The 6,337-nt window shown below is 50.9% G+C and carries 8 protein-coding genes and 2 pseudogenes; 8 read left to right on the forward strand and 2 right to left on the reverse strand.

Annotated elements, in window-relative coordinates:
- Positions 1–51 precede the first annotated feature (51 nt).
- Together ACYQ3L_RS04360 and ACYQ3L_RS04365 are read left to right on the forward strand one after the other, a co-directional pair.
- Positions 52–480: a bactofilin family protein gene (locus ACYQ3L_RS04360; protein ID WP_459952343.1), complete on the forward strand. Its 429-nt coding sequence runs from the start codon at positions 52–54 to the stop codon at positions 478–480.
- Positions 481–701: 221 nt separating this feature from the next.
- On the forward strand, positions 702–824 hold the full coding sequence (locus ACYQ3L_RS04365; protein WP_459952344.1) for a hypothetical protein: 123 nt from the start codon (positions 702–704) through the stop codon (positions 822–824).
- Between the two features lie 465 nt (positions 825–1,289).
- On the opposite strand, the pseudogene ACYQ3L_RS04370 reads toward ACYQ3L_RS04365, so the two are convergent.
- Positions 1,290–1,868, reverse strand: a pseudogene (locus ACYQ3L_RS04370) (IS66 family transposase); the annotation flags it as partial.
- Positions 1,869–1,939: 71 nt separating this feature from the next.
- On the opposite strand from ACYQ3L_RS04370, the gene tnpA (ACYQ3L_RS04375) reads away from it, so the two are divergent.
- From tnpA (ACYQ3L_RS04375) to tnpC, 3 genes are read left to right on the forward strand one after another with little or no spacing between them, the layout of a single operon-like run.
- Positions 1,940–2,305: an IS66 family insertion sequence element accessory protein TnpA gene (gene tnpA / locus ACYQ3L_RS04375; protein WP_459952230.1), complete on the forward strand. Its 366-nt coding sequence runs from the start codon at positions 1,940–1,942 to the stop codon at positions 2,303–2,305.
- Entirely contained in the window at positions 2,305–2,667 is a 363-nt protein-coding gene (tnpB, locus tag ACYQ3L_RS04380) for an IS66 family insertion sequence element accessory protein TnpB (RefSeq protein ID WP_459952231.1), read from the forward strand. The genes tnpA (ACYQ3L_RS04375) and tnpB (ACYQ3L_RS04380) overlap by 1 nt, the downstream gene beginning before the upstream one ends.
- A 51-nt stretch (positions 2,668–2,718) precedes the next feature.
- On the forward strand, positions 2,719–4,245 hold the full coding sequence (gene tnpC, locus ACYQ3L_RS04385) for an IS66 family transposase (RefSeq protein WP_459952232.1): 1,527 nt from the start codon (positions 2,719–2,721) through the stop codon (positions 4,243–4,245).
- 163 nt (positions 4,246–4,408) lie between these two features.
- Here tnpC and ACYQ3L_RS04390 read toward each other — a convergent pair.
- Positions 4,409–4,699 (reverse strand): annotated as a pseudogene (locus ACYQ3L_RS04390) (IS66 family transposase); the annotation flags it as partial.
- 56 nt (positions 4,700–4,755) lie between these two features.
- Between ACYQ3L_RS04390 and tnpA (ACYQ3L_RS04395) the strand changes: the two are divergent.
- The 3 genes from tnpA (ACYQ3L_RS04395) to ACYQ3L_RS04405 all read left to right on the forward strand — a co-directional run.
- Positions 4,756–5,121: an IS66 family insertion sequence element accessory protein TnpA gene (gene tnpA / locus ACYQ3L_RS04395; RefSeq protein ID WP_459952230.1), complete on the forward strand. Its 366-nt coding sequence runs from the start codon at positions 4,756–4,758 to the stop codon at positions 5,119–5,121.
- Positions 5,121–5,483, forward strand: a complete 363-nt coding sequence (gene tnpB / locus ACYQ3L_RS04400) for an IS66 family insertion sequence element accessory protein TnpB (RefSeq protein WP_459952231.1) — start codon at positions 5,121–5,123, stop codon at positions 5,481–5,483. The genes tnpA (ACYQ3L_RS04395) and tnpB (ACYQ3L_RS04400) overlap by 1 nt, the downstream gene beginning before the upstream one ends.
- A gap of 51 nt (positions 5,484–5,534) precedes the next feature.
- Positions 5,535–6,337, forward strand: an 803-nt coding sequence (locus ACYQ3L_RS04405) for a transposase (protein ID WP_459952345.1), incomplete at its 3' end; no start/stop codon positions are given.

Consider the following 6,337-nt stretch of genomic DNA (forward strand, 5'->3'; position numbering starts at 1 on the left):
ACATGTAAGCTGTAACTGAGTAAATAAAAAAACTAAAAAACGGAATAAAAGATGGGAACAGTTGTGAAAAAGATAAAGAACAGGGGAAGGAATGTGAGGACCGGGCCGCAGGCTCAGGCTCCGAGCATAGTGGCTAACGGTACTGTTTTCACCGGTGAGGTAAAACTCAGTGAAGACCTGCGCATCGACGGGGCCGTCCTCGGGGATATCTGCAGCACAAAGGCCGTGGTCATCGGCCCCGGCGGAGAGGTGCGCGGGAATATCTCGGCTGCCTTCCTGGATATATACGGTTTACTGGACGGCAATGCCGGTATCACCGGGCATACCTTCCTGCGCAAAGGCGGGATTTTGCTCGGCGACCTGGAGACCGCAGAACTGGAGATCGAGGACGGCGCACGCTTTGAGGGTCAGCGCGTGATGACCCGCAAAGGACCGCGTGGCGCCGGACGGTTAAAAGGATGGCCCTACCGTAGCGGATAAGCGCGTTACGGTACCGGCAACAGGATAAAGATAGCGCAGGGAAAACGGAAGACCGGATAAAACAAGAAGCAGGATATCCATAATAATGAAACGATACGATTAGTTGTCTTTCCCTCCTTAAAACCGGAGGGATATATTATTTGTCTTCATGACGGGTTGTCCACGCTTGTGAGAAGTCCGGACAACCCACTTTTTTATAACAATAACCAAACAGGAATAAAATGAAAATAAAACCTGGCTTTCAGCCTGCACTGAAAATGATGAAATACGTAAATAAAACAGTCACGTCCGGTTGTACTATCCGGCCCGATGTACTGCCTGTAAGGAACATGGAAGAACCGTAAGTGTCACCTGAAAAGCAAACCGATGAATAACCTGACAGAAATCGATATACAAACCTGCCGAATAGAAAAAGTCTGGGGCACGGATAAACGCCTGTATGAACTGATCGCTCCTTTTGTGATGAACCCGGAAGTTATCCGCCTGAACGGAGGCTACCCTTTCAAAAACACGGAAGACCACCTTTGGTATATTTCCGTCAAAGGGAAGAATATGGTTACCGGATTCATTTCCATTGTCAACGACCGTTTGTGCAACGACTTTACCTGGCAGGATAAGGACTTGTTACGGCTATTGATCGAACGCGCCCTGATGGATGGTAAGCGACCGCTCAACCACGTTATTTTAGTGAGCAAAATTACAAAGTATCAATCCGGTATATACCGAAGGGTTCCATCCCATTGGTTTATACCGGATTTTTATAGAACTGCTGAATGGTGTCTGATTTGTCGGGCCAGTCTCGGGACTGTCTATGGAAAGTCCGGGGACATTCCCGGGATTGCCGGCAGATTGTCTGAACTTTGCCTGCATCCTCTCCACTGGCCGGGAAGTAGCTGCTCCAGATTTTCCCCCGATTTTGGGGCAAGGTAATAAGGCAGTTTGGCGATGACGTCATTGAGCCATTCGCGGGGGTTGATACCATGTTCTTTGCAGGAGCCGAGCAGGGAGCAGATAATGGCCGTGCTTTCGGCGGCTTCCTGATTCCCGCAGAACAGCATATTTTTTCTGGTCAAAACCATGGGACGCAGTGCATTTTCACACCGGTTATTATCGATCATGATTCTCCCGTCATAGAGGTAGGGCCTCATTCTTGGCACCAATGGATAAGCGTAAGCAATCGCTTTTCCCATAAGACTGCGTTTGAGCACCTTGGGATAAGTGGTTTTGAGCCAGAGTTCGAAGCTGTCGAGTATAGGTTTTGCCAGGCGCTGGCGCAGTTCGGCACATTTTTCGTATGTGAGCTCCTGTTCACCGGCCATGTGTTCCACATTGTACAGGTCCTGTATCAGCTTAAGCCCCTGCATGGCATGCTCCCTGTCTTCCTCCATGCAAGGTAATAGTTCGGGTAACCGCGTCTTGCAAAGCCGTACGCGAGTTCTTACCTTTGAGGAAAAAACCTATGGAAACGAACGATTATGTGCGAGGAGTGGCGTTGAGCGAAGCCGAAGGCTTTGCCTTGATAGAAAGTTTTTATACAAGTAGACGGGGAGCCGAAGCGTGGTATAGAGGCTTGGGCATGTCCAAGCACACATTCTATAAGTGGAAGCACCGCTACGACGCCATTCACGCAGAGGGAGCACCGTCGGAGCCGGCAGCAGAACCGGAGCCCTGCCGCCTGGTCCCTGTCAGGATAGTAGATACGCCCTCCGGCGAAGTTGTCCGGGGTATAGAGGTGCGCTACCCGAACGGGGTGGTACTGGCCCTTCCGGCTGAGCCGGGCATCGGAATGGGCCAGCTGGCCGAACTGCTAAAACTCAAAGTCTGATGTTCAGCCTGGGAGAAACGGATAAGTATTACTTATATTCGAGTGCCTGCGACATGCGCAAAGGCTTTGACACGCTGTCGGGAATCGTCGCCTCTGTTATGCGGCATGACCCGGCCAGCGGCGAAGTTTTTATCTTTCTTAGTCGCAGCCGGCGAACGCTGAAATTGCTACATTGGGAAAGCGGGGGTTACGTTATCTATCACAAGAGGCTGGAGAAAGGACAGTTCAGCCGCCCTCATTATGATGAAAAGACAGGTTGTTACCGCTTAAAGTGGGTTGAACTGGTGATGATGACCGACGGTATCAGCCTGGAAAAAGTAGTGTACAAAAAAAGATACGAAAAACCCGTCGAAACCTTATAAATAAAAGGATTAACGCTTGTATATCCGGTAAAAAATGTGTATCTTTCATACATGGAAAAGATACGGGAACTGGAAGAATTATTAGCCGAATCCAAGCTTGTTATACAGGAGTTGGAGTCGAGGAACATTTCCCTGGAATCCAAACTAAGCAAACTTACCGACGAACTCCTTTATCTTCGCCGGGCCATGTTCGGACGTTCGTCTGAACGCTATGTAAAGGAAGATCCCAACCAGCTGAGCCTGGCCTTCGAGGGTGTTGACAGCCTGCCGGAAGAAGAAAAGGCGCTGGTTGAAGAGTTGCGTCAAACCATTACTTACGAACGTGAGGCCAGAAAGGAAAATTCCTCTAAACCGGTACGCCAGGAACTGCCAGCCGGATTGGAACGTAAAGAAGAAATCATAGAACCCGATCCGATACCCGCAGGAAGTACCTGCATCGGTCAGGAAGTGACAGAGATACTGGAATATACACCGGGAACATTGTATGTGCGCAGGATTATCCGCAAGAAATATGCCTTGGCCGGCCATCAGGGCGTGGTTATAGCGGAACTTCCGTCCCTGCCGCTGCCAAAGAGTAACGCAGGAGCGTCGCTGCTGGCACACCTGCAGGTAAGCAAATACCAGGATCACCTTCCCTATTACCGTCAGATCGACATCTTCAGCCGGCAAGGCATAAAACTGGCCGCTTCTACCGTTAACGGCTGGAATGCCGGTTCAGCCTGCCTGCTGGAACTCTTATACCTCGAACTCAGGAAACAGGTGCTGGCATCGGATTACATCCAGATGGATGAAACCTTCATACCGGTAGTGGACAGGGACAAGCCCGGTGCAACCCGTAAAGGCTACCACTGGATCGTCAAGGCGCCGGAAGAGCGGAAGCTTTTCTTCCATTACGACCACGGCTCGAGAGGGCAGAAAGTGGTGATAGAACTGCTGAAAAACTTTAAGGGAGCCGTCCAAAGCGACGCATACGCCGCCTACGGGATATATGAGAACAAGAAGGATGTCTTGTTGCTGGGCTGCTGGGACCATGCCCGCAGACGATTTGAGCAAGCCCTCAAAAATGACCCCGCCCGGTCATCCTTTGCCATGGATCAAATACAGTTGCTTTACCGGTTGGAGAGGCAGTTCAGGGAAACCTGTCATGTTCCCGATCAAATTGCTGTGGAGCGTAAGGCCAAAGCCTATCCCATCCTCAAGGCTTTCGAGCGCTGGCTGCTGGATGAGTATCCGAAGGTATTGCCGCAGTCCCTCATTGGAAAGGCAATCGCTTATACCTACAATATTTATCCCCGCCTGGTGCGCTATGTCATCGACGGAAGATATCAGATATCCAATATCGGTGCCGAGAATGGCCTTAGAGGCCTGGCCGTAGGCAGGAAAAACTATATGTTCTGCGGCAGCCATCAGGCTGCTTACCATGCCGCTATCATTTACTCCCTGCTGGGTACATGCAGGCTGCATGGCGTGAATCCCGAAGCCTGGCTTACGGATGTCCTGAACCGGTTACCTGATACCAAAACGGAAGACCTGCATCTGTTGCTGCCCGGAGCCTGGCTGCCGACGGGCCAACATTAATATAAATCCCTCAAGGGCGGCGATGTTCGCCGTCTGCCACACGAATAAAGTAGAGCCGGACGGTCATGTGACCGGACGGCTCTGTCTATTTTGTATGGATAAGCCCGAGGCTGCTGGCACCTGGATCTATGGACGCAATTCCCCGAACTATTACCATGCAAGCCTCGATGTGGCGCCTTATGTGCGCGAGGCAGCTGGCAAGGCATACTCCCTCCTTGTTTTCAAACGCATCGTAAGCTGCATACCCATCGCTTTGGAGGTATCCTTTAAAGGGTTTGAGCAGCTTTGTCACTACGTCCCTCGACCGTGAACCGTTGTCATAATGGAAGAAGACGAGTTTCAGCATGGGCGCCCGTGCCATCCAGATGTATTCCCTTGCTGCCTTGTGCTTTGTATGGTCTATAACCGGAAGGGTCGTTTCGTCAACCTGGATATAGTCTGATGGTAATAGTTCGGGTAACCGCGTCTTGCAAAGCCGTACGCGAGTTCTTACCTTTGAGGAAAAAACCTATGGAAACGAACGATTATGTGCGAGGAGTGGCGTTGAGCGAAGCCGAAGGCTTTGCCTTGATAGAAAGTTTTTATACAAGTAGACGGGGAGCCGAAGCGTGGTATAGAGGCTTGGGCATGTCCAAGCACACATTCTATAAGTGGAAGCACCGCTACGACGCCATTCACGCAGAGGGAGCACCGTCGGAGCCGGCAGCAGAACCGGAGCCCTGCCGCCTGGTCCCTGTCAGGATAGTAGATACGCCCTCCGGCGAAGTTGTCCGGGGTATAGAGGTGCGCTACCCGAACGGGGTGGTACTGGCCCTTCCGGCTGAGCCGGGCATCGGAATGGGCCAGCTGGCCGAACTGCTAAAACTCAAAGTCTGATGTTCAGCCTGGGAGAAACGGATAAGTATTACTTATATTCGAGTGCCTGCGACATGCGCAAAGGCTTTGACACGCTGTCGGGAATCGTCGCCTCTGTTATGCGGCATGACCCGGCCAGCGGCGAAGTTTTTATCTTTCTTAGTCGCAGCCGGCGAACGCTGAAATTGCTACATTGGGAAAGCGGGGGTTACGTTATCTATCACAAGAGGCTGGAGAAAGGACAGTTCAGCCGCCCTCATTATGATGAAAAGACAGGTTGTTACCGCTTAAAGTGGGTTGAACTGGTGATGATGACCGACGGTATCAGCCTGGAAAAAGTAGTGTACAAAAAAAGATACGAAAAACCCGTCGAAACCTTATAAATAAAAGGATTAACGCTTGTATATCCGGTAAAAAATGTGTATCTTTCATACATGGAAAAGATACGGGAACTGGAAGAATTATTAGCCGAATCCAAGCTTGTTATACAGGAGTTGGAGTCGAGGAACATTTCCCTGGAATCCAAACTAAGCAAACTTACCGACGAACTCCTTTATCTTCGCCGGGCCATGTTCGGACGTTCGTCTGAACGCTATGTAAAGGAAGATCCCAACCAGCTGAGCCTGGCCTTCGAGGGTGTTGACAGCCTGCCGGAAGAAGAAAAGGCGCTGGTTGAAGAGTTGCGTCAAACCATTACTTACGAACGTGAGGCCAGAAAGGAAAATTCCTCTAAACCGGTACGCCAGGAACTGCCAGCCGGATTGGAACGTAAAGAAGAAATCATAGAACCCGATCCGATACCCGCAGGAAGTACCTGCATCGGTCAGGAAGTGACAGAGATACTGGAATATACACCGGGAACATTGTATGTGCGCAGGATTATCCGCAAGAAATATGCCTTGGCCGGCCATCAGGGCGTGGTTATAGCGGAACTTCCGTCCCTGCCGCTGCCAAAGAGTAACGCAGGAGCGTCGCTGCTGGCACACCTGCAGGTAAGCAAATACCAGGATCACCTTCCCTATTACCGTCAGATCGACATCTTCAGCCGGCAAGGCATAAAACTGGCCGCTTCTACCGTTAACGGCTGGAATGCCGGTTCAGCCTGCCTGCTGGAACTCTTATACCTCGAACTCAGGAAACAGGTGCTGGCATCGGATTACATCCAGATGGATGAAACCTTCATACCGGTAGTGGACAGGGACAAGCCCGGTGCAACCCGTAAAGGCTACCACTGGAT

This window comes from Dysgonomonas termitidis, from assembly GCF_054657735.1.

What these genes read in the sequence shown, in the direction of transcription:
- ACYQ3L_RS04360 (WP_459952343.1), top strand. Translation starts at nt 52, where the DNA reads ATGGGAACAGTTGTGAAAAAGATAAAGAACAGGGGAAGGAATGTGAGG.
- ACYQ3L_RS04365 (WP_459952344.1), top strand. Translation starts at nt 702, where the DNA reads ATGAAAATAAAACCTGGCTTTCAGCCTGCACTGAAAATGATGAAATAC.
- tnpA (WP_459952230.1), top strand. Translation starts at nt 1,940, where the DNA reads ATGGAAACGAACGATTATGTGCGAGGAGTGGCGTTGAGCGAAGCCGAA.
- tnpB (WP_459952231.1), top strand. Translation starts at nt 2,305, where the DNA reads ATGTTCAGCCTGGGAGAAACGGATAAGTATTACTTATATTCGAGTGCC.
- tnpC (WP_459952232.1), top strand. Translation starts at nt 2,719, where the DNA reads ATGGAAAAGATACGGGAACTGGAAGAATTATTAGCCGAATCCAAGCTT.
- tnpA (WP_459952230.1), top strand. Translation starts at nt 4,756, where the DNA reads ATGGAAACGAACGATTATGTGCGAGGAGTGGCGTTGAGCGAAGCCGAA.
- tnpB (WP_459952231.1), top strand. Translation starts at nt 5,121, where the DNA reads ATGTTCAGCCTGGGAGAAACGGATAAGTATTACTTATATTCGAGTGCC.